Annotated in this window: 1 protein-coding gene; it reads left to right on the forward strand. The window is 65.3% G+C overall.

The features are described from left to right. Positions 1-693, forward strand: a 693-nt coding sequence (locus tag J0A65_RS24470; RefSeq protein ID WP_206596856.1) for a substrate-binding periplasmic protein, incomplete at its 5' end; no start/stop codon positions are given. Positions 694-824: the final 131 nt, after the last annotated feature.

The raw sequence follows: 824 nt of genomic DNA on the forward strand, positions 1-824 counted from the left end.
GTTGCCGCCTTCGCGCAGGAACAGCGCCCGCTGCGGTTCGCCGTCATCGAGGGTTGGGCCATGCCGATGATGCAGTTCGTCGACGGCCAGACGACCACTGGCATTCTCTATGACCTGTATATGCACCTGGCGCAAAAGGTTGGCCGCAACGCCGAGCTGGTGGTGATACCACGCCTGCGCGCGCAAAGCGCCCGGGCTCGAGGCGAAATCGACGTACACTGCTACGTCAACCCGTCCTGGCACCAGGACTCACACCACCAGTACATCTGGAGTCAGCCCCTCTTGGTCCAGCACGGCCTGATCGTGGGGCGCAGCGCCGAGCCCGATTTCACCCTGGAGAAACTTCACGGCCAGCGCCTAGGGACGGTCCTGGGTTTCAACTATCCCGGCCTGCAGGCGCTGTTCGACAGTGCCCAGGTTCACCGCGAGGATGTCCGCACCCAGACCCTGGCGCTGGAGAAGCTCGAGGCCGGTCGCTACCGCTATGCGGTCAGCAACAACCTGTCCCTGGACTGGTTCAACCGCCATCGGAGCAAAGCCAAGCAGCTGCACGCGCTCGGTGAAATCAGCAGCGACCTGATCTACTGTCTCGTTCGCGATGCCCCGGACGTACCGACGCAAGCGCTCCTGGGCGCACTGGTGCAGATGACGCAGGACGGCGAGCTCGAGGCCATCCTCGCCCGCTACCGCTAGGCGTCGGCCAGCACCTGCAGCACCTGCTCGACGCGCTGCGCCAGGCTGCCGGCAAGACGCGTGAACGCCCAGCCGCGCTGCTGCAGCGCCTGTTCATACCACTGGTTCTGGCGCCGCCGGAAGGTCTCGTC

It is taken from the genome of Bowmanella yangjiangensis, assembly GCF_017255015.1.
Taxonomy (GTDB): Bacteria; Pseudomonadota; Gammaproteobacteria; order Enterobacterales; family Alteromonadaceae; genus Bowmanella; species Bowmanella yangjiangensis.